This is a genomic window from Micromonospora sp. NPDC047521, assembly GCF_055587305.1.
In genome coordinates this window covers 39,313-61,291 of sequence record NZ_JBVJGN010000003.1, presented here as the reverse complement: position 1 = coordinate 61,291, position 21,979 = coordinate 39,313, and the positions used below count along the sequence as shown (strand labels likewise).

The 21,979-nt window shown below is 72.0% G+C and carries 21 protein-coding genes; 4 read left to right on the top strand and 17 right to left on the bottom strand.

All coding sequences use genetic code 11. The annotated features are described in order from the left end of the window. Window positions 1-19: 19 nt before the first annotated feature. The 7 genes from ACZ6N8_RS07855 to ACZ6N8_RS07825 all read right to left on the bottom strand — a co-directional run bounded on the left by ACZ6N8_RS07855 (window position 20) and on the right by ACZ6N8_RS07825 (window position 7,290). On the bottom strand, window positions 20-850 hold the full coding sequence (locus ACZ6N8_RS07855) for a carbohydrate ABC transporter permease (protein WP_357993125.1): 831 nt from the start codon (window positions 848-850) through the stop codon (window positions 20-22). After that, window positions 847-1,833 (bottom strand): carbohydrate ABC transporter permease, encoded by a 987-nt coding sequence (locus ACZ6N8_RS07850; RefSeq protein WP_364362268.1) that lies wholly within the window; start codon window positions 1,831-1,833, stop codon window positions 847-849. The genes ACZ6N8_RS07855 and ACZ6N8_RS07850 overlap by 4 nt, the downstream gene beginning before the upstream one ends. Further along, on the bottom strand, window positions 1,830-3,116 hold the full coding sequence (locus ACZ6N8_RS07845) for a sugar ABC transporter substrate-binding protein (protein WP_466008442.1): 1,287 nt from the start codon (window positions 3,114-3,116) through the stop codon (window positions 1,830-1,832). Before ACZ6N8_RS07845 ends, ACZ6N8_RS07850 begins: the two co-directional genes overlap by 4 nt. A gap of 223 nt (window positions 3,117-3,339) precedes the next feature. Then, on the bottom strand, window positions 3,340-3,624 hold the full coding sequence (locus ACZ6N8_RS07840; protein ID WP_466008440.1) for a GlsB/YeaQ/YmgE family stress response membrane protein: 285 nt from the start codon (window positions 3,622-3,624) through the stop codon (window positions 3,340-3,342). 409 nt (window positions 3,625-4,033) lie between these two features. Beyond that, window positions 4,034-4,318: a GlsB/YeaQ/YmgE family stress response membrane protein gene (locus ACZ6N8_RS07835; protein ID WP_466008438.1), complete on the bottom strand. Its 285-nt coding sequence runs from the start codon at window positions 4,316-4,318 to the stop codon at window positions 4,034-4,036. A 442-nt stretch (window positions 4,319-4,760) separates the two neighbouring features. Next, window positions 4,761-6,638, bottom strand: coding sequence for a translation elongation factor 4 (lepA, locus tag ACZ6N8_RS07830; protein WP_364362265.1), 1,878 nt, complete (start codon window positions 6,636-6,638; stop codon window positions 4,761-4,763). A gap of 115 nt (window positions 6,639-6,753) precedes the next feature. Then, window positions 6,754-7,290: a DUF4240 domain-containing protein gene (locus tag ACZ6N8_RS07825; RefSeq protein WP_387123874.1), complete on the bottom strand. Its 537-nt coding sequence runs from the start codon at window positions 7,288-7,290 to the stop codon at window positions 6,754-6,756. Window positions 7,291-7,351: 61 nt separating this feature from the next. Here ACZ6N8_RS07825 and ACZ6N8_RS07820 point away from each other — a divergent pair, with 61 nt between their 5' ends. Together ACZ6N8_RS07820 and rpsT are read left to right on the top strand one after the other, a co-directional pair. Further along, window positions 7,352-8,338, top strand: a complete 987-nt coding sequence (locus tag ACZ6N8_RS07820) for a phosphotransferase family protein (RefSeq protein ID WP_466008436.1) — start codon at window positions 7,352-7,354, stop codon at window positions 8,336-8,338. Between the two features lie 182 nt (window positions 8,339-8,520). After that, window positions 8,521-8,787: a 30S ribosomal protein S20 gene (gene rpsT / locus ACZ6N8_RS07815; protein ID WP_357989588.1), complete on the top strand. Its 267-nt coding sequence runs from the start codon at window positions 8,521-8,523 to the stop codon at window positions 8,785-8,787. A 96-nt stretch (window positions 8,788-8,883) separates the two neighbouring features. Here the strand turns inward: rpsT and ACZ6N8_RS07810 are convergent, their stop codons facing one another. The 9 genes from ACZ6N8_RS07810 to nadD form a co-directional block, all read right to left on the bottom strand. After that, the gene (locus ACZ6N8_RS07810) at window positions 8,884-9,306 is read right to left on the bottom strand and encodes a hypothetical protein (protein WP_466008434.1); all 423 of its coding nucleotides are present in this window, start codon (window positions 9,304-9,306) and stop codon (window positions 8,884-8,886) included. Then, window positions 9,303-10,283: a DNA polymerase III subunit delta gene (holA, locus tag ACZ6N8_RS07805; RefSeq protein WP_466009126.1), complete on the bottom strand. Its 981-nt coding sequence runs from the start codon at window positions 10,281-10,283 to the stop codon at window positions 9,303-9,305. The genes ACZ6N8_RS07810 and holA overlap by 4 nt, the downstream gene beginning before the upstream one ends. A 168-nt stretch (window positions 10,284-10,451) precedes the next feature. Continuing rightward, window positions 10,452-12,848, bottom strand: coding sequence for a ComEC/Rec2 family competence protein (locus ACZ6N8_RS07800; RefSeq protein ID WP_466008433.1), 2,397 nt, complete (start codon window positions 12,846-12,848; stop codon window positions 10,452-10,454). After that, entirely contained in the window at window positions 12,845-13,675 is an 831-nt protein-coding gene (locus tag ACZ6N8_RS07795) for a helix-hairpin-helix domain-containing protein (protein ID WP_466008431.1), read from the bottom strand. Before ACZ6N8_RS07795 ends, ACZ6N8_RS07800 begins: the two co-directional genes overlap by 4 nt. Before the next feature lie 126 nt (window positions 13,676-13,801). Then, on the bottom strand, window positions 13,802-14,575 hold the full coding sequence (locus tag ACZ6N8_RS07790) for an SDR family NAD(P)-dependent oxidoreductase (protein WP_466008429.1): 774 nt from the start codon (window positions 14,573-14,575) through the stop codon (window positions 13,802-13,804). Window positions 14,576-14,579: 4 nt separating this feature from the next. After that, window positions 14,580-15,434 carry a DegV family protein gene (locus ACZ6N8_RS07785; protein ID WP_387123884.1) on the bottom strand — a complete coding sequence of 285 codons (855 nt, stop codon included), beginning with the start codon at window positions 15,432-15,434 and terminating at the stop codon, window positions 14,580-14,582. Between the two features lie 48 nt (window positions 15,435-15,482). Then, complete coding sequence (locus tag ACZ6N8_RS07780) at window positions 15,483-16,142, bottom strand: histidine phosphatase family protein (protein WP_364362257.1); 660 nt, start codon at window positions 16,140-16,142, stop codon at window positions 15,483-15,485. Beyond that, window positions 16,139-16,546, bottom strand: coding sequence for a ribosome silencing factor (gene rsfS / locus ACZ6N8_RS07775; protein ID WP_354828445.1), 408 nt, complete (start codon window positions 16,544-16,546; stop codon window positions 16,139-16,141). Before rsfS ends, ACZ6N8_RS07780 begins: the two co-directional genes overlap by 4 nt. A gap of 110 nt (window positions 16,547-16,656) precedes the next feature. Next, window positions 16,657-17,253 carry a nicotinate-nucleotide adenylyltransferase gene (nadD, locus tag ACZ6N8_RS07770; RefSeq protein ID WP_151488713.1) on the bottom strand — a complete coding sequence of 199 codons (597 nt, stop codon included), beginning with the start codon at window positions 17,251-17,253 and terminating at the stop codon, window positions 16,657-16,659. Window positions 17,254-17,350: 97 nt separating this feature from the next. On the opposite strand from nadD, the gene ACZ6N8_RS07765 reads away from it, so the two are divergent. After that, window positions 17,351-18,007 (top strand): PadR family transcriptional regulator, encoded by a 657-nt coding sequence (locus ACZ6N8_RS07765; RefSeq protein ID WP_466008425.1) that lies wholly within the window; start codon window positions 17,351-17,353, stop codon window positions 18,005-18,007. 163 nt (window positions 18,008-18,170) lie between these two features. Beyond that, window positions 18,171-19,376, top strand: a complete 1,206-nt coding sequence (locus ACZ6N8_RS07760; protein WP_466008423.1) for an FAD-dependent monooxygenase — start codon at window positions 18,171-18,173, stop codon at window positions 19,374-19,376. A 49-nt stretch (window positions 19,377-19,425) separates the two neighbouring features. On the opposite strand, the gene pepN is transcribed toward ACZ6N8_RS07760, so the two are convergent. Continuing rightward, window positions 19,426-21,975: an aminopeptidase N gene (gene pepN / locus ACZ6N8_RS07755; protein WP_466008422.1), complete on the bottom strand. Its 2,550-nt coding sequence runs from the start codon at window positions 21,973-21,975 to the stop codon at window positions 19,426-19,428. Between the last annotated feature and the right edge of the window lie 4 nt (window positions 21,976-21,979).

Here is a 21,979-nt window from a genome sequence, read left to right as displayed (position 1 = left end):
ACGGGCTTCCCGCGCACCGTCAGCCCTTGACGGCGCCCGCGACCAGACCGGAGACCATCCGTCGCTGCACCAGCAGGAAGAAGATGATGACCGGCAGGGTGAACAGGGTAGAGGCGGCCATCACCGGCCCCCAGTTGGTGTCGTCGCGGCCGAAGAAGAAGGTCATCGCCACCGGCAGCGTGTAGCGGCCCTGGTCGTTGATGAACGTCAACGCGAAGATCAGTTCGTTCCAGGCCGTGATGAAGGAGAAGATGCTCGTCGCCACCAGGCCCGGCGCGACGAGGGGGAACAGCACCCGCCGGAACGTCTGGGCCCGGCTCGCTCCGTCGATCGCCGCCGCCTCCTCCAGTTCCTTGGGCACCGCGGCGACGAAGCCACGAAGCATCCACACGGCGAACGGCAGCGAGAATCCGAGGTACGTGAGGATCAGGCTGGGCAGCGTGTTGTAGAGCCCGAGTCGCTGGATCATCAGGAAGAGCGGGATGACGAGCGCCTCCAACGGGATCATCTGCACCACCAGCAGCATGATCAGGAAGCTGGTCCGCAGCTTGAAGCGGAACCGGGCCACAGCGGTCGCGGCGAGCAGCGCCACCAGGCCGCTGAGCACCACAGTCGAGACCGCGACTATCGCGCTGTTGACGAAGAAGTCGAGGAAACTCACGCCCGGGATCAGGTTGCCGGTCAGGATCTCCCGGTAGTGCTCAAGCGTCGGGTGCGCCGGGACCGGCTGCGGAGTGGACGAGAAGATCTCCCTGCTCGGCTTCAGCGAGGTGGAGATCATCCAGTAGACCGGGAACGCCGCGAAGAGCGCGACAAGCAGCCCGGCGCCGTTGAGGGCGATCTTCTTCACGACTCGTCCTCCTGCCTGAGCACCATCCGTACGTAGAAGCCGGTGACCACCAGCAGGATCAGCGTGAGGATCACCGCGATGGCCGCGCCGAGCCCGTACTTCGGCGGCGGCGAGAACGCTTCGGCGTACGAGTAGATGGAGAGCATGAACGTCGGCCGGTCCTGCGTGCCGCCGGCCAGCACGAACTGCTGGGTGAAGACCTTGAAGTCCCAGATGGTGGAGAGCACGATCAGGATCCCGAAGACCGGGCGCAGCAGCGGGAAGGTGATCTTCCAGAAGACGCGCCACGGGCTCGCGCCGTCCACCCGGGCCGCCTCGTGCAACTCGCTCGGCACGCTCTTGAGGCCGGCGAGCACGCTCACCGCGATGAACGGGAACGAGTGCCAGACCACCACCAGGGTGAGGATCGCGAAGAACAGCAGCGGCGAGTTGAACCAGCCGTAGCCGGTCCAGTCGCTACGGCCGAAGAGAGAGGTGGACAGGCCGTCCGGCAGCGCGTTGAACAGCCAGGTGACCAGGCCGCTCGTGTCGTCGAAAATCCACTTCCAGACGATCGTGCCGGTCAGCGCCGGGGTGGCCCAGGCGAGCATCACGCAACTGGCCACGAAGGTGGCCATCTTGCGGCCCAGCCGGTTGAGCAGCAGCCCGACAAGGGTGCCGAGGACCATGGTGAGCAGCACGTTCGCAGCGGCGAACAGGACCGTGTTGCGCAGCACCGTCAGGAAGAACGGATCGGACAGGATGTCCGTGTAGTTGCCGAGCCCCACCCACGGCCACTCCCGGTCGCCGCGCAGTTGCCGGACGCTGTTGAGGCGGTAGAAGGACATCGCCACGACCTGACCGAGCGGCCAGAGCAGCAACACCCCGATGATCACCAGGGCGGGCAGGAGCAGCAGGTAGGGCAGGCGGTCCACCCGGCGACGCCGCCGCGCGGGGTTCTCCCGCGCGGCGGCCGTCTCCGGCACCTCGGTCAGCGTGGTCACTTGGCGTTGAGGATGCTTTCCATCTCACCGGCCGCATCGGCGGTAGCCTTCTCGACCGTCTTCTGACCCTTCATGACCGAGCTGTTCATCGCCTGGGTCACCGTCTTGGTCCGGCTGACCTCCACCCACTTCGGGCTGAGCGGCGTGAGCTTGGTGTTCTGCATGGTCGTGGCGAACGCCGACATCACCTTGTCGTTGGCGTACGTGTCACCGGCGACCAGATCCTGGTAGACCGGGAAGAAGCCGAGGCTGCTGGCGAAGGCCTGCGAGTTCTTCTTGTTCAGCAGCACGGTCAGGTAGTCCCAGGCGAGGTCCTGACGCTCGCTGTCCTTCCAGATCGCCACGTCCGAACCGCCCGCGAACCCGGGCGCGGCCTTGCCGTCCGGGCCGGGGATCGGGAACGTACCCCAGACCTTCTCGATCTCGGGGTTGTCCTTCTTCATGGCGCCCTGCTGCCAGCTGCCGGCGAACGCCATCGCGGCCTTGCCTGTGGCGAACTGGGTACGCGCGTCGATCTCGTTCCAGCCGGCGGCGGCCGGCGGGGCCACCTTGTGCACCGTCACCAGGTCGGTCCAGTACTTGACGGCCCGCTGCGCCTCAGGAGTCGTGTAGCCCGACTTCCAGGTGCCGCCCTGGTTGCTGGCGATCTCACCGCCGGCGCCCCAGAGGAAGGAGTAGAACGGCAGCTCGGAGTTGCCCGGCAGCGCGATGCCGTACGTGCCAGGCTTCTTCGCCTGCACCGTCTTGGCGACGGTGACCAGGTCGTCCCAGGTCTTCGGCGGCTGCACGCCGGCCTCGGCGAACCAGTCGGTGCGGTAGTAGATCGCCCGCACGCCCGCGTACCAGGGCACGCCGTACTGCTTGCCGTCGAGCTGCGCGTTCTTCACCAGGTCGGGCAGCAGGTCCTTGCTCTCGGCCCAGCCGCCCATCCGGCCGCTCACGTCGGCGAGCGCCTCCTGGGCCGCCCAGCCCTGGGTCTCGGTGTTGCCCAGCTCGGTGATGTCCGGCCCCTCGCCACCGGCGAGCGCGGCCTGGAACTTCTTGGGTGCCTCGAGCCAGGGAATGTACTGCACGACCACGTCGGTGTCGGGGTGCTTCTGGCGGAACTCCGTCTCGACGGAGTCGAGGAACTTGTTCTGGGCGTCGCCGCCCTCGCCCATCATCCAGACCGTGAGTTTGCTGTCGTCGGACGACTCGTCACCGGAGCCTCCGCAGCCGGTCAGCACCATCGCGGCCGAGGCCACCATGGCGGTGACCGGGGCCAGCCGCTTCCACCTGTTCACGCCAGTTCTCCCCTCGCGCCGCCTGGAACTAACCTTCTCCGCCGCACCTTAGTACGAAGAATTCCTTTACGACAGTGGGAGGTGTCGCGACCGTACCGCAGCCGCCGGATCCGGGACGGCGTGGCACCGGGCCGAAGTCGGGCACTCCAGCACGAAAGAGCGCCCGGCCGATGGCCGGGCGCTCTTTCCAAGCGGTGCTGTGCAACCAGGTGATACCTGGTTGTTATCGGGTGACGCTGCGGCGGCGACCCACGCCAGCCACCAGCGCGACCGCGATGGCCGCCACGACGACCTGCACCAGCAGCTCGCTCCAGTCGATGCCGCTGGTCTCGGTGGCGATGCCGATCGCCCGCGCCAGGACGGTGCCCAGCAGGGCCGCGCCCACACCGATCAGCAGGTGCAGCCACATCGGCATGTTCTGCCGGCCCGGGACGACCAGGCGGCCGAGCGCGCCGACGATGAGACCAACAACGAGCGCAGTGATGATGCCCCACACGGTGAGCTCCACGGTCGCCCTCCTTCGAAGAATGTCTGCCACACGAAGTTGTGTGTTTCCTGTCGTGACCGCTAAGTGCCCGACCGGCCGAAAAACCAAACCGACTTTCTCCACCAGACGATCACGACTTGGTCTACCTGGGCAGGTTCCGCGCTCGCCGTGCGGACGCCTGGGCGCGCCCGTCTGGTCAACGCCCAAGATCGCGCTCGAACACGGAAGTGGTGGCCTCGTCCATCCACCGGGGCCACTACGTCAGGGATCCAGCACGATCGTCAGCCGGGTCGCGCCCTCGTCGGCCGCCCTCCCGTACGGTTCTCTGGCGTGGCTCCGGGAGGTTGGCGCCGGCAGGAACGCCGATGGGCGCCCGACCTGTCGGTCGGGCGCCCATCGAGGTGTCGCGGTGTTACCTGTGATGCAGGTGTCAGTGGGTGACGCTGCGGCGGCGACCCACGCCAGCCACCAGCGCGACCGCGATGGCCGCCACGACGACCTGCACCAGCAGCTCGCCCCAGTCGATGCCGCTGGTCTCGGTGGCGATGCCGATCGCCCGCGCCAGGACGGTGCCCAGCAGGGCCGCGCCCACACCGATCAGCAGGTGCAGCCACATCGGCATGTTCTGCCGGCCCGGGACGACCAGGCGGCCGAGCGCGCCGACGATGAGACCAACAACGAGCGCAGTGATGATGCCCCACACGGTGAGCTCCACGGTCGCCCTCCTTCGAAGAATGTCTGCCACACGAAGTTGTGTGTTCCTGTCGTGACCGCTAAGTGCCCGACGGGTCAAAAATCCAAACCGACTCATGACAAAAGGCAGCGCCCGCCGTCAATGCCCGAGGACTGCGTCGATTGGCGACACACGCATCCGCACAGGTGGAGGCCTTCTCGCCGGGACCGCCACCCCCTCGGCGGAGGCCGAAAAATTTCTCCACACCACCGGACGCCGGCACCCCACCGGACGTCCACACCACGCCGGCGACCACGACGAGGGGGCGCGGGCACCCGCCCGGGGACGGTCCGCCACGCCGGCAGGCGACACGACAGGAACCGCGCGACGACAGGGAAACCGGTGCCTCGACGCGGCCACGGGCACCAGCACCCCTGAAGGTGCGCGGATCCTGATGGCCTGGTGAGGCCCACCAGCGCCGGGACTACTTCTTTCCGGCGGCCTTGCCGTCACCGGAGTCGGAGGAGAGGGCGGCGATGAAGGCCTCCTGCGGCACCTCGACCCGGCCGACCATCTTCATCCGCTTCTTGCCCTCCTTCTGCTTCTCCAGCAGCTTGCGCTTACGGCTGATGTCACCGCCGTAGCACTTGGCGAGCACGTCCTTGCGGATCGCCCGGATCGTCTCGCGGGCGATGACCCGGCTGCCGATGGCCGCCTGGATCGGCACCTCGAACTGCTGGCGCGGGATCAGGGTGCGCAGCTTCGCGGCGATGGTGACGCCGTAGTTGTACGCCTTGTCCTTGTGCACGATGGCGCTGAACGCGTCCACCGGCTCGCCGTGCAGCAGGATGTCGACCTTCACCAGGTCGGACGCCTGCTCGCCGGAGGGCTCGTAGTCGAGCGAGGCGTAGCCCTTGGTACGGCTCTTCAACTGGTCGAAGAAGTCGTAGATGATCTCCGCGAGCGGCAGCGTGTAGCGCAGCTCCACCCGGTCGGCGGAGAGGTAGTCCATGCCGAGCAGGGTGCCGCGCCGGCCCTGGCACAGCTCCATGACGGCGCCCACGTAGTCGTTGGGCGTCAGGACGGTCGCACGGACCACCGGCTCGTACACCTCAGCGATCTTGCCGGTGGGGTACTCGCTGGGGTTGGTGACGACGATCTCGGCGCCGTCGTCCTGGATGGCCCGGTAGACCACGTTGGGCGCGGTGGAGATGAGGTCGAGGTTGTACTCGCGCTCCAGGCGCTCCCGGATGATCTCCAGGTGGAGCAGGCCGAGGAAGCCGCAGCGGAAGCCGAACCCGAGCGCGCCTGAGGTCTCCGGCTCGTAGTCCAGGGCGGCGTCGTTGAGCTTGAGCTTGTCCAGTGCCTCACGCAGGTTGGGGTAGTCGGACCCGTCGATCGGGTAGAGGCCGGAATAGACCATCGGCTTCGGGTCCTTGTAGCCGCCCAGCGCCTCGGCAGCCGGCCGGCTGTTGATGGTGACCGTGTCACCGACCCGGGACTGGCGGACGTCCTTCACGCCGGTGATCAGGTAGCCGACCTCGCCGACGCCGAGCGCGTCGGCCTTGACCATCTCGGGTGAGATGACACCGATCTCCAGCAGCTCGTGCACCGCGCCCGTGGACATCATCTTGATCCGCTCGCGGGCGCTGATCCGCCCGTCGATGACCCTGACGTACGTGACGACGCCGCGGTACACGTCGTACACCGAGTCGAAGATCATCGCCCGGGCGGGCGCCTCGGCGTCGCCGACCGGCGGGATGAACTGCCTGACGATCTCGTCGAGCAGGTGCGGCACCCCCTCACCGGTCTTGCCGGAGACCCGGATGCAGTCGGCCGGGTCACCGCCGATCAGGTGGGCCAGCTCCTCGGCGTACTTCTCCGGCTGGGCGGCCGGCAGGTCGATCTTGTTGAGCACCGGGATGATGCGCAGGTCGTTCTCGAGGGCCAGGTAGAGGTTGGCCAGGGTCTGCGCCTCGATGCCCTGCGCGGCGTCGACAAGCAGCACGGCGCCCTCGCAGGCGGCCAGCGACCGGGACACCTCGTAGGTGAAGTCCACGTGCCCCGGGGTGTCGATCATGTTGAGGACGGCGTGCTCACCGGCCCGCTCACCCTCGGCGATCGTCCACGGCATGCGGACGGCCTGGCTCTTGATGGTGATGCCGCGCTCGCGCTCGATGTCCATCCGGTCCAGGTACTGGGCGCGCATCTGCCGCGGGTCGACCACGCCGGTGAGCTGCAACATCCGGTCGGCCAGGGTCGACTTCCCGTGGTCGATGTGGGCGATGATGCCGAAGTTCCGGATGCGACCGGGGTCGGTGGCACCTGGGGCGTTCGCGCCGGGATCGAGCTTCGGTGGCACAGCGGTCCGTTCTGGTCGGCTGACGTGAACAGGCCGGCGCGCCGCCGACCCCCTCCATGTTCCCACGCCGCCGGGGTACGCCCGCTGCGCGGGCGACGGATCGGCCGGAGAACCCTCACTCCGGCGGCGGCTCCACGAAGAGCGCGGCCAGCCGGGGCAGTCGTCGGCGGGCCTCCTCCTCGTCGTCGAAGTCCCAGAAGTCGTTGAGGTCGGGGGTCCGCACCGGGTCGCGGTCCGCCGGCAGCTCCGTCGCGGTGGCCTTGCGGTACGCGTCCCAGGGCACCGCCAGCATCTGCTCGGCGGAGAACTCCTCCCCGCTGAGCGAGGCAGCCCGCACCTGGGGCAGCTCGGCGAGCGAGTCCGGGTCGGCTACCGCGCGGGCGAAGACGGCCCGCCCCTGGGTCATCAGCCAGCCCCGGAAGTACTCGAACCCGTCCGCCGAGGCGCCTCCGTTGATCAGGTACGCGGCACCCCACAGATCCGCCTTGTGCGACGCGGCCAGCACCCGCGTCTGGTGCCGGGCGTACCCGACGATGTCCTCCGGGTCGCGCTCGGCGAGCAGCGCGACGGCCCGCGCGGCCACCGGGCCGGGCTCTCCCCCGCCCCCGGCCCGGGCCTGGTCGATCAGCTGCCAGAAGTCCTCGGTCCTCATGGCTTGGCAGTCTGGCAGTGTCGCCGCGCGCCGCGCACGTACCCCGGGGCAGCATGGTGGGGTGTCCCCCACCCCGCTGCCTCCGGTGCCGTACCACGCCAGCGCGCAGCGACCGTCGTGGCAGGCGTTGCCGGCGGCGCTTCGGGCCGCCATCGCGGACCGGCTGGGCGCGCCGGTGATCACCGCGCGGGTCGCGGGCGCGGGCTTCACCCGCGGCTTCGCCGCCGTGCTCGACACCGCCGACGGTGGCCGGGCCTTCGTCAAGGCGGCACCCGCCGCCGAGCAACCGCGCCTCGTCGACTCGTACGCCCGGGAGGCCGCGATCCTGGATCGGCTGCCGGCCGACCTGCCGGCGCCCCGCCCCCGGTGGACCCTCCACGAGGCCGGCTGGTTCGTGCTCTGCACCGACGCCGTCGACGGTCACACCCCACGGCTGCCCTGGGCGCCCGCCGAGCTGGACGCCGCGCTCACCGCCTACACGCAGGTAGCCGCAGCCCTGGCCGAGCCGCCGGGCGACCTGACCGCGCTGGGCCTGCCGCACCTTGCCGACCTGGCGCGGTCGGACATCCTCTGGTGGGACGAGGTAGCCGCCGGCCGGGAGCCGTCGCCGCCGCTGCCCGAGCCGGTACGGGGGCGATTGCCCGAGCTGGTGGCACTGGAGGCCCGCCTCCCCGGGTACGCCGCCGAGGCGACCGGGCTGATCCACGGCGACCTGCGGGTCGACAACGTGCTTATCGACGCGGACGGCCGGGCCTGGTTCTGTGACTGGACCTGGGTCTGCCACGGGCCGCCCTGGTGGGATGTGGCAGGGCTGCTGCTCACCGCGTACGCCGGCGGGCTGGACGCGGACGCGCTCTTCGCCGGGCACCAGGCGTGCGCGGGCGCACCCGCCGACGCGGTGGACGCCACGCTTGCCGCGTTGGCCGGCTACTACCTCACCGGCGCGTCGGCGGCACCGCCGACGGCCTCCCCGCACCTGCCCGCGCACCAGCGCTGGAGCGGCGAGCAGGCCCTCGACTGGCTGGCCCGCCGGCAGGGCTGGCGGTGACGGCGTGCGCACCGGCCGGGGCGTAGGCTGGTTCCGACGGGCCGGGTCCGTCCGCGCGATGGCCGAGCCGTTTTGGCTCGTCCCGGGCGACCTGGTAACCTGGCTCTTCGCGCAGCGATGACGCATGTTCGTCATCTCGCGCAGAAGCTGACCAACCCGAGCTATCAAGACGAGGCTGTCGCGTGGCGAACATCAAGTCCCAGATCAAGCGCAACCGGCAGAACGAGAAGGCCCGGCTGCGCAACAAGTCGGTCAAGTCGTCGCTGAAGACCGCCGTCCGGAAGTTCAACGAGGCTGCCGAGGCCGGTGACGTCGAGAAGGCCACCGCGCTCATGCAGGACGCCTCTCGCAAGCTGGACAAGGCCGTCAGCAAGGGCGTGATCCACGCCAACCAGGCCGCGAACCGCAAGTCTGCGATCGCGAAGCGCGTGGTGGCGCTCTCCGCCTGACGACTTCGCCGTCAGACTGATTCGGAAAGCCCCGGACCCTCGGTCCGGGGCTTCCGTGTGTCTGTGACCGGGCTCTCTGCTCGGAAGGCCGAGTGCTCAGTCCGCCGGGTCGGGACGGCGGGCCGGTGGCACCGGGTCGGCGGCGACGACCACGCCCGCCACACTGTGTGAGATCCACTCCACCTGGGCTCGCCCGACCGCAGGCTCCATCTGCCGGCGGAAACGGTCACGCTCCTGCTCGGGCACGAGCGCGGCGGACCGGACCACCACCGCGGCCACCATGTCGTTGAGTTTGACCATGACCGCCACCACGGCGGGCAGCACCAGCACCGACCACCAGGTGACCAGCTCGGCGAGTGCGAGCAGCACCGCCAGGGCGATGGTGCCCTCGAAGAAGAGGAAGCACAGCACTCCCCCGGGGTTGACGAACCGCAGGCCGAGGAGCCGCGCGTACAGCGGCCGGTACCGTTCCTCCTCGGCGGGGATGGTGGCCCACGCCGTGCGGTTCGGCCCCGTCACCGGGTGCTGCCCTGCCGGGCCGCCGCCACCGAGAAGACGGCACGCTCCAGGGCGTACGCCCGGTCGTCGGAGCCGCCCTTGACCGCCGCGTTGCACTCGGCGGCGACCTGCATGGCCCGGACGAGACCCTCCGGCGTCCAGCCGCGCCCCTGCCGCTGCGCGCGCTCGATCTTCCAGGCGGGCATCCCGAGACTGCTGGCGAGCTGGTACGCGTTTCCCCGCCCGGCCGATGCCACCCGCGCCACCGTCCGCACCCCGTCGGCAAGGGCGTCGGCGATGGGCACCGGGTCGACGCCGACGTGCAGGGCCCAGCGCAGCGCCTCCAACGCGGCCGGCACGTCGCCGACCATTGTGGCGTCCGCCACCGTGAAGCCGGTCACCTCGACCCGACCCCGGTAGTAGCGGGAGACCGTCTCGGCGCTGATCCGCCCGTCGGTGTCCGCGACCAGTTGGGAGCAGGCCGCGGCCAGCTCGCGCAGGTCGTTGCCAACGGCTGCGATGAGCGCCTCGGCGGCGTCGTCGGTGCACCTGCCGCCGGCCCGGCGGATCTCGTCACGGACGAAGGCCACCCGCTCGCGGTGCCCCTTGAGCTTGGCCGCCGGGACGACAGTCGCGCCGGCCGCGCGCAGCCCGTCGGCGAACGCCTTGCCCTTGGCGCCGCCCAGGTGCAGCACCAGCAGTTGGACGTCCGGGTCGGGGTTCTTGGCGTACGACACCAGGGCGGTGACCAGGTCCTTGCGGGCGTCCTGGCCGGAGCGCAGGATCAGCAGCCGCCGCCCGCCGAACAGCGACGGGCTGAGCATCTCGGCGATCTCGCCGACGGTGAGCGCGCTGGCCTGGTACTCGCGGACGTCCACTTCGGGGTCGACAGCGCGAACCTTCGCGACAGCTTCGGTGACCGCGCGCGTGGCGAGCAGTTCCTCGTCGCCGAGGACGAGCAGAATGGGGGCGAGGTCGGCGGGGGTCACGCCGCCCATATTCGCACGGCCCACGGCGGGATCGTGCCTGCTCATCCGGCGCCCAGTCGGCGCAGCCCGCACACAGTGCAAATCCAGACATTCACCGTAATTCACCATCTAATCGGCAATACGGCTGCCTTTTCCGGTTCACCCGTGCAATTTCCACAGCACAATCCCCAGGCCTGCTCATGGCCGCCGCCCCGCCGGCACCCCTCGGCGGACCACTCCCAGGCCGGAGCCGGTGCGGAGCACCGCCAGGTCGCCGTCGGTGTCGGTCCGCAGCACCCGGGCGCCACCCCTGCCCAGCCGGGCCAGCAGCCCGGCGTTCGGATGCCCGTACGTGTTGCCGGCGCCGACCGGCACCAGCGCGACGGCAGGCCGCACGGCGTCGAGAAACCCCGGATCCTGGTACGCCGAACCGTGGTGGGCGACCTTCAACACGTCCGCCCGCAGCTGCGCGGGGCCGACCCGGGCCAGCACCGCGTGCTGCTCCTCGGTCTCCGCGTCACCGGGCAGCAGGATCCGCACCCCGGCCACCGTGGCGCGCAGCATCAGCGAGTTGTTGTTCGGATCGGATCTGGTGCCGGCGAGCGGGTACGGCGGGCCGAGCACCAGCAGGTCGACAGCGCCGACCGGATGGCGGGTGCCGGCCACGGTGGTCAGCAGCGCGGCCCGCCCACCGGCAGCCGCCGCCCGGACCAGCTCACTACCGCTCTCCGGGTCCGTCGACCGGGGAGCCAGCACAGCGCCCACCCGTCGTCCCCGGAACACCCCGGCCACCCCACCCACGTGGTCGACGTGGAAGTGGCTGACCACCAGGAGCGGCACCTCCCGTACGCCGAGTCGGCGCAGGCAGGCGTCCACCGCTGCCGGCTCCGGCCCGGCGTCCACCACCACCGCCCGACCGGGCGCGACGGACAGCACCAGAGCGTCGCCCTGCCCCACCGCGCAGGCCACCACCACCCACCCCGGCGGCGGCCAGCCGGTAGCCACCAGCCGAACCGGAAGGGCACCCAGCACCCCGGCTACACCGATCACCGTCACCAGTCGCCGTACCAGGGGCCGGCGGACCGCGACCAGCAGCGCGACTGTCAGCGCGGCCAGCAGCAGGGCTCCCGACGCCCCGCCCGGCCAGGGCAGGGTGCCGCCCGGCAGCCGGGATCCGTGCCGGGCGATGACGACCAGCCACCAGGCCGGCCAGCTCGCCAGCCACGCGGCGAACTCGGCGCCGGCCGGCCACAGCGGCGACACCGTCGCCGCCACCACGCCGAGGATGGTCGCCGGCGCGATGGCCGGCACCGCCAGCAGGTTCGCCGGGACGGCCACCAGACTGACCGTGCCGGAGATGCCCGCGACGACCGGCCCGCAGGCCAGTTGCGCGGCCGCCGGCACGGCGAGCGCCTCGGCCACACCAGGCGGAACGCCGCGCTGGCGCAGCCCGTCACGCCAGCGCGGCGCGAGCAGCAGCAGGCCCCCGGTGGCCAGCACGGACAGCGCGAACCCGGCATCGCCGGCCAGTTCCGGGTCGACAAGCACCAGCACGGCGACCGCGGCGGCCAACGCGGGCAGCGCGGCCCGGGGACGACCGGCGGCGAGCGCGGCGAGCCCGATCGCCCCCATCGTGGCCGCCCGCACGACACTCGGCGACGGGCGGACCAGGATGACGAAGCCGACAAGCGCCACCCCGCAGAGCCCGACCGCGAGCCACGGGCCGGCGCGCGTCCACCGGGCCAGCAGCAGCACTGCCCCTACGACAATCGCCACGTTGCTTCCCGAGACGGCATTGAGGTGCGTCATGCCGGTGGCCTGGAAGTCCTCCTCGACCGCGGGCGGCAGCCGGCTGGTGTCCCCCACGACCAGCCCGGGCAGCAGACCGCCGGGGTCGTCGGGCAGCGGCGCACAGGCCCGTTGCAGGCCGGCGCGGAGCGTCCCGGCGGCGCGTTGCGCGAAGGACGGCGCCCCGTGGCGTGTGGGCGGGCCGTCGGTGCTGAGCACCGCCCCGGTGAGGTCACCGCCGCGCGGAACGCCGAGGCGCCCGTCGGCGGTGAGTCGTTGCCCGGGGAGCAGCCCCCGCCAGGCCGGGTCGGTGGCCAGGACGAGCAGCCGCACCGGCGCACGGATCCGTCGGCCGGCCGGATCGGTGAGCCGGACCAGTTCCGTCGACACCAGCAGCATGCCCGGCCGACCGGCGCTCCGGATCGGACGCGGATCGTCCCGGATCACCAGCTCGGCGCTGACCGTGGCGCGCTGCTCGGCCAGGGCACGGATCGGCGGCGCGTCCCGCACGGCGAGCCGGGCCGCGGTGGCCGCCCCGGCGCAGACCACGCCGAGACCGACCGCGACGACGATCCAGCCGTACCGGCGGGCGACGGCACGGGGTCGGCCGCAGCGGCCGAGCAGGTGCAGGGCACCCGCTGTCGTCACGACAGCTGCCGCCCCGGTGACCACCACGAGCGGGCGGGCGCCGAGGTGCAGCCCGGTGAGCGCGGTGAGCCACGCACCCACCGCCAGCCCGGCCAGTCGCAGGTCCGGTGGCACGGGCTCGGCCTCGGTGGCAGGTGGCGTCACGGGCCGGCCGCTCACACCGTCACCAGGTCCTTCAACTGCTCGTAGCGGGCGTCCCCGATCCCGTCGACCTGACGCAGGTCGCCGACGGCCTTGAACCCGCCGTGCTGGTCGCGGTGGGTGAGGATGCGCTGGGCAAGCACCGGCCCGACCCCGGGCAGCGCGTCGAGCTGGGCGAGGGTGGCGGTGTTGAGGTTCAGCGGCCCGGCCACGGATGGGGCCCCGCCCACCGCCGGGCCTGCCGCGCCGGCCGGCATCGGCGGTGGCGTCACCCCGACGACTATCAACTCGCCGTCGGTGACCTTGCGGGCGGGATTGAGCAACGCCACGTCGACGCCGGGCAGGGCGCCACCTGCGGCCTGGACCGCGTCGGCGAGCCGTGACCCGGCCGGCAACCGCACCAGCCCGGGCCTGCGGACCTTGCCGGCGACCGCCACCACCACCTCGGCCGCGCCGGACCCGCCTGGGTCAACCGCCCCGGCCGCGCCGGGGGCATCCACCTCGGCGGCCGACGTGACCGCGTCGGTCAGCGGGGCGACCGGCTCGGCGTGCGGCCGGGAACGCCAGGCCCACCCGACCGCGGCCAGCACCACCACCACTGCGACGACCGCCAGCGCCCGCACCCCGCGCCGGCCCGGATCGAACGCCCCAGGCCCGGACAGTCGCGACGCGGGACCGGCCACCAGGCCGGCCGACGCCACGCCCGCGTCCGGCTCGGCAGACGACGCGCCAGCCAGGGGTACGCCAGCGGTCGGCACCTCTGCCCGGAGGGACGGCCCGCCGACAGGTGGGGCCGTCAGCCGGCGCAGCCGCTGGCGTACCTCTGTCTCCTCGTCATGCGACACGGCCCGACGCTAGGGGCGGCGGACGGTCCAGCGGGGCGCGGTGACCCGTTCCTGTGGACAACCGGCACCACTGTGGACAACGCCCTGATCATGCTTCGATCTGCTACGGGCGCGGTCGCCTGATGATCAGCGGGCCTCCGGGTCGAGACCGAGCACGGCCCGTCCGCCGTCCACCGGCAAGGTCGCCCCGTTGACGAAGCTCGCGGCGGGTGACAGCAGGTACGCGACCGCCTCGGCCACCTCCTCGGCCCGCCCGATGCGGCCCACCGGGTGCAGCCGGTTGAGTTCGGCGTCGATCCACTCGGCCTGGGACGGTTCCTGGGCGGCGAGGAACTCGGCGTGCCGCTCGGTGGCGATCGAGCCGAGCGCGACGGCGTTGGCGCGGATGCCGTGCCGCCCGTACTCGACGGCCAGCGCGCGGGTCAGCCCCTCCACGGCTGCCTTCGCGGTGGCGTACGGCAGGGCACCGGACACGGGCCGGCGGGCCTGGTGCGACGAGACGTTCACTATCGCGCCGCTGGTGCCGGCGGCGAGGAAGCGGCGCACGGCGACTGCGGCGCCGACCACGGCGGGGCGCAGGTTCAGCCCGATCAGGTCCAGGACCGTGTCGGCCGGCGCGGAGTGCAGCGCGGCGTCGCGGAACACCGCCGCGTTGTTGACCCAGCCGGTGAGCGGCGCGGCACGTTCGGCCAGGTCGGCGGCGTGCTCGGCGACCCGCTCGTCACAGGCGTCGCCGACCACCGGGACGAGCCGGTCGGCGGCGGGATGCCCGGCCAGCCAGTCGACGGCGTCGGCGTCCCGTTCCACGACGACGACCGTCGCGCCGGTCGCCGCGAGTCGTCGCACCACGGCCCGGCCGACGCCACGGCCGCCCCCGGTGACCACACAGGAGGTCGACACCGGCTCAGCCGACCGGACGGCGGTGGACGACCACCGAGGCCAGCCCCGGACCGGCGTGCGCGGCTACCACCGCGCCGGCCTCGGAGACGTACGTGTCGTGCAGCCGGTCACCGAACCGCTCGGTCAGCGCGGCGAGCAGCGCCTCGGCCCGTTGCGGCGCGGCGAGGTGGTGCACGCCGAGGTCGACGTCGTCGTCGCCGGCCGCCTCGACGGCCAGGTCGACGAGCCGGGCCACGCCCCGACTGGCGGTACGGACCTTCTCCCGCAGCACGATCGCCCCGTCCGGCATGTGCATGATCGGCTTGACCGACAGCGCGGTGCCGAGCAGCGCCTCGGCCGCGTTGATCCGGCCACCCCGACGGAGGAACTCCAGCGTGTCGACGTAGAACCAGACGGTGGTCCGGGCGACGGCGGCGAGCGCGGCGTCGCGTACCCCGGTCAGGTCCTCGCCGGCCTCGGCGGCGGTGGCTGCCGCGATGGCCGGGAAGCCGAGGCCCATGCCTGTGGAGCGACTGTCGACGACCTCGACGCGGCCGTCGAAGTCGGCGGCGGCGAGCCGCGCGGCCTCGACCGTGCCGGACAGCGCGGCGGAGATGTGCACCGAGACGACGCCGTCGGCGCCCTCGTCGAGCAGCCGGCGGTACGTGCGGGCGAACTGCTCGGGTGCCGGCCGGGAGGTGGTGGCGGTGACCCGCCGGGCGCTCAACGCCAGTGTGGCGTCGGCCGGTTGGGTCTCCACCCCCTCCAGCCCCTCCGCGCCGTTGAGCACGACCGTCAACGGGACGACTGTCAGCCGGTGCGCCTGCACCAGCTCGGGTGGAAGGTAGGCGGTGGAGTCGATGACAACCGCGACGGGCATGCCCGGCACGCTAGCCGATCGGGGCGTCGAACGCCGAGGCGGCAGCGTTCAGATCGCGTCGACGACCACCGGGGCGGTGACCAGGCCGACATTGTGCGCCCGCAACTGCCAGCCGCTGACGTCGTGCGCCCGGCCGACAGCGGGCGCGCGGTCGTCGTGCCGCAGCTCGCTCCAGTGGCAGTTGGCCAGGGAACCGATGGTGCGCAGCACGCCGGTGTCCCAACCGAGCAGGTGACCGATGCCCTGCCGGCTGGCGCCGCCGTGGGTGGCGATCACCACGGTGCCGCCCGGCGCCGCGTCGGCCGCCTCCCGCAGTGCGGTGCCGACCCGCTCGCCCAGGTCGTGCAGGGGCTCCAGGTCCGCGCCCGGGTCGGGGTCGCCGGCCCGCCAGCGGGCGTACTCCTCGGGGAAGCGTTCGGCGACCTCGGTGAGGTGCAGGCCCTGCCACTGGCCGAAGTGCCGCTCGCGCAGCCGGGCGTCGGTGCGGACCGGTAGCCCGGTCAGCGCGACAAGCGCGGCCGCGGTCTCCGCGGCGCGGCCCAGGTCGCTGGAAACGATGGCGTCGGGCCGCAGCGCCGCGAGCAGCGGCGCGGCGGCGCGGGCCTGGTCGCGGCCCAGCTCGTTGAGGGGTACGTCGGTCTGCCCCTGGACGCGGTTGGCGGCGTTCCAGTCGGTGTTGCCGTGCCGCCAGACGATCAGTCGGGTCATTCGGCTGCGGCGGGCCCGCCGGCGTCCGCCTCGACCAGGTCGCGGTCGACGAACGGGATGGTGGGGCAGTCCTTCCAGAGCCGGTCGAGCGCGTAGAACTCGCGCTCCTCGGTGTGCTGGACGTGCACCACGATGTCGACGTAGTCGAGCAGCACCCAGCGGCCACCACGCTCGCCCTCGCGCCGGATCGGCTTGGCCTTCTCCGGCAGCTCCAGCAGGCGCTCCTCGATCGCGTCGACGATGGCCAGCACCTGACGCTCGTTGGGGGCGGCGGCGAGCACGAACGCGTCGGTGATGGCGAGCTGGTCGCCGACGTCGATGATCGCGATGTCCTGCGCCTTCTTGTCGGCGGCGGCCTGGGCGGCCGCGATTGCCAGCTCGTGAGCGCGTTCGGAAACTGTCACCGTTCTCCTTCGATCAACCGTGCGATGCTCCAAGCGTCTCATACCCGGCGACGCCTCGACCTGTCAGTTCTGGTCGGTCCGGGGCACGATCCATCCCATACCGGGCGCGATCAGGGCTGATAGAGGCGCCGCTTGGCGATGTACTGCACCACACCGTCGGGCACCAGGTACCAGACCGGCTCACCCCGGGCGACCCGGGCACGGCAGTCGGTCGACGAGATGGACATCGCCGGGACCTGGATCAGGCTGACCGTGTCCGCCGGCAGGTGCTTGTCGGTCAGCGGGAAGCCGGGCCGGGTCACCCCGATGAAGTGGGCCAGCTCGAAGATCTCGTCCAGGTCCTTCCACGACAGGATGCGTTGCAGCGCGTCCGCGCCGGTGATGAAGAACAGCTGCACCTTGGGGCCGTACTCGGCCTGGAGGTCGCGCAGGGTGTCGACCGTGTAGGTGGGGCCGCTGCGATCGATGTCGACGCGGCTGACCTGGAAGCGGGGGTTGGAGGCGGTCGCGATGACGGTCATCAGGTACCGGTCCTCGGCGGGGCTGACCGGTTCGTCGGCCTTCTGCCACGGCTGCCCGGTGGGGACGAAGACCACCTCGTCCAGGCCGAACCGGTCGGCCACCTCACTGGCCGCGACGAGGTGCCCGTGGTGGATCGGGTCGAAGGTGCCGCCCATGATCCCGATCCGCCGGATATCTTCCTCCACCCAGTGATCGTAGGCCGGGCGCCCGGCCCGGACGTGCGGGGTCGCCGCACCGATACTCGTAGGCATATACTCGTGAACGAGTAAAGGGAGGTGGGTCATGGGGAAGCGGCGCAAGGTCGGCAACCTGCTGGCGCTGGCCGTGCTGTCCGCCCTGGTCCAGCGGCCGATGCACCCCTACGAGATCGCCACCGCACTGCGCTCCTGGGGCAAGGACCAGGACATGGATTTCAAGTGGGGTTCCTTCTACACGGTTATCCGCAACATGGACAAACACCGCATGATCGAGGCCGTGGAGAGCGTCCGTGAGGGCCGACGCCCGGAACGCACCGTCTACCGCATCACCGACGCGGGGCGGGCGGAGCTGATCGACTGGGCCCGCGAGCTGGTCTCCACACCGATGCCCGAGCATCCCCGCTTCCGGGCCGGCCTGTCCGTCCTCGCCGCCCTGCACCCCGACGAGGCCACCGACCTGCTGCGGCAGCGGCTCGACCGCCTGCAGGACGCGATCCGCCAGGACCGCGAAACGCTCGACGCGCACCTGCGGGACATCCCGCGGCTGTTCCTGGTCGAGTCGGAGTACGACCTCGCCATGCGCGACGCGGAGGCCACCTGGCTGCGCGCGCTGCTCGCGGAGCTGACCTCGGGCAGCTACCCGGGGCTGGACACCTGGCGGGCCTTCCACGAGACAGGCGCGATGCCCGCCGAACTGACCGAGCTTTCCGAGAGGACCAGCAGCCCCGACACCACCGACTGACGGACGGCTCCGGCGGGGTGCGCCAACACCCCGCCGGAGCCCTTACCCCGAACCGACACCTGGGAAGGTGCCCGGCCCGAAGCGGCAACCACGAGGATAACCGGGCTCCCTTCCAGGTCACGTCCGCGCGCCCCGCGCGGGCCACGACACCCAGGGAGAGAGCATGACCACGGTACGAACCGCGATCGTCATCGGCGGCGGCATCGCCGGGCCGGTGACCGCGCTGGCGCTGACCCGCGCCGGCATCGCCGCCACCGTCCACGAGGCGTACCCGGCCACCACCGGCGGCATCGGCGGCACCCTCGCGCTCGCGCCAAACGGCGTGGCGGCCCTGAGCGCGGTCGGCGCGCAGGAAGCGGTGACGGCGATCGCCACCCCCATCCACCACAGCGCCATGGCCGTCGGGCGTCGGCGCATCGCACTGCCCACGCTTGCCGGAGTGCCGCCGCTGCGGGTGGTGCACCGGGCCGAGCTGCACCGCGTCCTGCACGACCGGGCGAGCGCCGAGGGCGTCTCCTTCGCGTACGGCAGGCGGCTGGTCGGCGCCGAGCAGACCGACAGCGGGGTGACCGCCCGTTTCGAGGACGGCAGCACCGCCTCCGCCGACATCCTCGTCGGCGCGGACGGCATCCGCTCCACCGTCCGTGGTCTCATCGACCCGTCCGCGCCCGGCCCCCGGTTCACCGGCCTGCTCAGCTTCGAGGCGGTCGCCAGGCACGAGGTGGACGTCGAGCCGGGCACCATGACGTTCGCGTTCGGGCGACGCGGCTACTACCTGTACTGGCCCGAGCCCGGTGGCGGCACCCGGTGGGGGGCCAACCTGCCCCAGCAGCGGCCGATGAGCCTCGTCGAGGCCCGGGCCGTACCTGCCGAACAGTGGCTGGACACGCTGCGCACCAGCTACGGCGACGACGATCCGGGCCGGCAGTTGATGGCGACAAGCAGTGCCGACGACCTCCAGGTGGTCGGCTCGTTGCAGATCATGCCGCCGGTACCGCACTGGCACCGGGGGCGGATGGTGCTGGTCGGCGACGCGGTGCACGCGCCCTCGAACAGCTCCGGGCAGGGCGCGTCGCTGGCCATCGAGAGCGGCGTGCAGCTCGCCCGCTGCCTGCGTGACCTGCCCGATGTGGAGTCGGCGTTCGCCGCGTACGTGCGGCTGCGTCGCACCCGGGTCGAGAAGGTCGCCGCCCGGGCGGCCCGGATCAACCACGCCAAGGCGCCCGGGCCGGTCGCCCGGACGCTGATGCCGCTGCTGATGCCGCTGCTCGTGCGCACGGCCATGAACCCGGAGAAGACAGTCGCCGACGAGCAGCGCCACGTCATCGACTGGGACGCCCCGGTGACGGCGGAGCCAGCGCTGCGCTGAGACGGGGGCGCGGGGTGGCCGTCCAGCCACCCCGCGCCCACCCGGCGTGTCAGGCCGCAGTGGCGGCCACCGCCGTCCGGGCGACGAGCGCGCGCCGCAGATCGTCGTCGGCGTCGACGACCACCCGCCGCAGGCCCGGGGTCAGGTCGTCGCCGGCCAGCAGCGCCGCGGCCGCCTCCCGGGTCGGCTGCGCAACTGCGTAGCGGGGGAACGCCAGCGCCGCCACCCGGTCGGCAGTCCACGCGGTACGCCGAGCCGCGGCAGCCGGCATGTCGGTGAAGTACCGCTCGACGTACGCGGCTGTCATCTCGGCCTGCTCGGGCTGCCAGAACCCCTCGGCGGTCGCCTCCAACAACCGGTTCGACAGCTCGGTGTCGTGCACGATGATGTCCCACGCCGCCTGCTTCGCGGCCGGGTCGGGCAGGGCGGCCCGGCACCTGGCGGCCCGTTCCGCGCCAGTCGAGCTGACGTCGGCCTCGGCCTCGGCGGCGATCTCCGCCGCGCCGGCGGCGCCCAGCACCACCAGTCGCCGCAGCACCGCCCAGCGCAGCTCCGCGTCGACAGTCAACCCGGCCGGCACGTCCCGGCCGGCGAGCCACCCGACGAGCAGATCCGTGTCGGTGGTCGCGGCGATCCAGCCCCGCGCGGCGGCCAACTGCAACGACTCCCCCGCCGGCGCCCCGTCGAGCAGGCGCTGACACGCACCGGCGATCCGGGCGAGCGCCGCCGACCGGGTCAGCGGGTCGAGGTAGCGGTCGACGAGCGACCGGCTGAGGCCCAGCACGTCCTCCGCGATGATCACCTCTGTCTCGGCCGGCAGCGCCGCGACCATCAGGTCGACCAGGCCGGTGACCGGCCGCTCCCCGTCGGTCGCCGCGTCCAGCGCCTCGCTCCAGAGCACCGCCCGGGTGAGGGAGTCGGCCAGACCGGGCAGCACCAGCGGGACGGCGTCCGCCGACGCCGGGTCGAGGCGCACCTTGGCGAAGGTGAGGTCGCCGTCGTTGAGCAGCAGCAGCCGGGCCGCCGGCTCACCGGCCAGCTCACCGAGCACGGTGCGACCGCCGTCGACGGCCGGGTCCAGGTCCACCTCGTGGCGTCGCACCGTGCCGTCCGCCGCGTACCGGCCCACGCCGATCCGGTGCGGGCGCAGCACCGGGTGCGACTCGGGGGCGGTCTGCACCACGGCCACCTCGGTGTAGCGGCCATCGGCGTCGACTGTCACCTCGGCACGCAGCGTGTTGACCTGCGAGCGGCGCAACCACAGCTCGGCCCAACCGGACAGGTCCCGACCACCGGCCGCAGTGCCGCCTTCGCTCGCGACAGCGGGGACCGCGGAGAGGCTGGTCAGCAGGTCGGCGAGGGTGGCGTTGCCGAAGCGGTGCGCGGCGAAGTGCGCGTTCAGGCCGGCGAGGAACGCCTCGTCGCCGAGCGACGCCACCAGTTGCCGCAGCACGCTGGCACCCTTGGCGTACGAGATGCCATCGACGTTGAGCAGGCCCTCGGCGGCGTCTGCCACCTCCTGCGGCGCCACGGGGTGGGTGGAGGGGCGCTGGTCGGCCGCGTACCCCCAGGCCTTGCGGCGCATGGCGAACGTCGTCCACGTCCCCTCGAAGCGGGTCGCCTCGGCGGCGACCCGTACGCCCAGGTACTCCGCGAAGGACTCGTTGAGCCACAGGTCGTCCCACCAGCGCATGGTGACCAGGTTGCCGAACCACATGTGCGCCATCTCGTGGGCGATCGTGGTGGCCCGCATCTCCCGCTGGGTGTCGGTGACGGCCGACCGGAACACGTAGTCGTCGCGGAACGCCACGATGCCCGGGTGCTCCATGGCGCCGAGGTTGAACTCGGGCACGAACGCCTGCTCGTACTTGCCGAACGGGTAGCGCTCGGAGAAGAGCTGGTGGAACCGGTCCAGGCACTGCCTGGTGATGGTGAGGATCTCGTCGGCGTCGGCGTCCAGGTGCTCGGCGAGCGACTGTCGGCAGTAGAGGGCGAGCGGCACGCCGTCGTGCTCGGCCCGCCGTACGTGGTACGGGCCGGCGATCAGCGAGAAGAGATAGGTCGACAGCGGGACGGTCGGGGCGAACTCCCAGCGCCCGGGGGCCGGGTTGGCGGAGACCTCGGCGTTGCCGGAGACCGTCCACCCCGGCGGGGCGGTGACCGTGAGGACGAACGACGCCTTGAGGTCGGGCTGGTCGAACGCGGCGAAGATCCGCTGCACGTTGTCGAGGAACGTCACGGCGTACAGGTAGGTCTCGCCGTCGGCCGGGTCGACGAAGCGGTGCATCCCCTCCCCGGTGTTCGAATACGCCATCTCGGCGTCGACGAACAGCGTGTTCGTCGCCTCCAGGTCGTCGAGTGGCAGCCGGTTGTCGGTGAGCGTGCCGGGGTCGACGTCGCGGTCGTTGAGGCGTACCGCCAGCAGTTGGGCGGGCCTGACCTCGGCGAAGGTCGCGGTGCCGGGGGTCGCCCGGAACCGGACCTCGACCCGGGAACGGAAGGTGTCCCCGTCGCCGGTCAGGTCGAGGTCCACCTGATAGGACTCGACAGTAATCGCCGCGCCACGCGCGGTCGCCTCTACACGGGTCAGGCTCGGCATCCGC

Bases quoted from the DNA above. Each gene is read 5' to 3' on its own strand.
- ACZ6N8_RS07825 (WP_387123874.1), bottom strand. From the start codon at position 7,290: ATGAGGACCGAGGACTTCTGGCAGCTGATCGACCAGGCCCGGGCCGGG.
- holA (WP_466009126.1), bottom strand. From the start codon at position 10,283: ATGGGCGGCGTGACCCCCGCCGACCTCGCCCCCATTCTGCTCGTCCTC.
- ACZ6N8_RS07785 (WP_387123884.1), bottom strand. From the start codon at position 15,434: ATGCCCGTCGCGGTTGTCATCGACTCCACCGCCTACCTTCCACCCGAG.
- ACZ6N8_RS07780 (WP_364362257.1), bottom strand. From the start codon at position 16,142: ATGACCCGACTGATCGTCTGGCGGCACGGCAACACCGACTGGAACGCC.
- ACZ6N8_RS07765 (WP_466008425.1), top strand. From the start codon at position 17,351: ATGGGGAAGCGGCGCAAGGTCGGCAACCTGCTGGCGCTGGCCGTGCTG.
- ACZ6N8_RS07760 (WP_466008423.1), top strand. From the start codon at position 18,171: ATGACCACGGTACGAACCGCGATCGTCATCGGCGGCGGCATCGCCGGG.
- pepN (WP_466008422.1), bottom strand. From the start codon at position 21,975: ATGCCGAGCCTGACCCGTGTAGAGGCGACCGCGCGTGGCGCGGCGATT.